Origin of the sequence: Galbibacter kalidii, from assembly GCF_026241135.1 — a bacterium.
In the GTDB taxonomy this organism is placed as follows: domain Bacteria; phylum Bacteroidota; class Bacteroidia; order Flavobacteriales; family Flavobacteriaceae; genus Galbibacter.
On sequence record NZ_JAPFGA010000095.1, the window covers coordinates 1 to 559 of the forward strand.

Below are 559 nucleotides of genomic sequence, written 5' to 3' on the forward strand. Positions count from 1 at the left end.
CTTCGATGCCGAATCGAAGAGCTTCTTCTTCGCCATCGGTGCCGTGGGCGCCTGGCGCTACTCCTGGTGGCTGGTCCAGGCCCTGCGTTCGGCGTGGTACAACCGCCGCCTCTTTCCGGGGCTGCGGGCCGAGGCCGATGCGGCCGCGGAGGTGTCGCGGCCGCCGGAGCTCTACGTGCTCTGCACCTCCTTCCGCATCGACCCGGAAGTGAACTTCCGGGTCTACGATGCCCTGGTGCGCGAACTCGTCGACTATGGCGTGCCCACCACCCTCTTCGCCTCGATCTCGGATCGCACCGATGTCGATGTCATCACCCACGTCATGGACGACCACGGCTGGCCCGGCAATGTCGAGGTGCGCTACATGTGGCAGAAGGGGGACGGCAGGCGCTCGGCCATGGCCGAGGTGCTGCGGGCGATCTCGCGTCGGCTGCCGGCACCCGGGGCGCTGCTGGTCTCCATGGACGGCGACATCCGCCTGGAACCCGGTACCCTGGAGCGTTCGCTGTCGTTCTTCCAGGCCGACCCGGACCTGGGGGCCCTGACCACCAACAACAGC

1 protein-coding gene is annotated in these 559 nt (G+C 68.0%); it reads left to right on the forward strand.

The window, feature by feature from the left end:
- Positions 1 to 559, forward strand: a 559-nt coding sequence (locus OOZ15_RS20040; protein WP_265958197.1) for a glycosyltransferase, incomplete at both ends; no start/stop codon positions are given.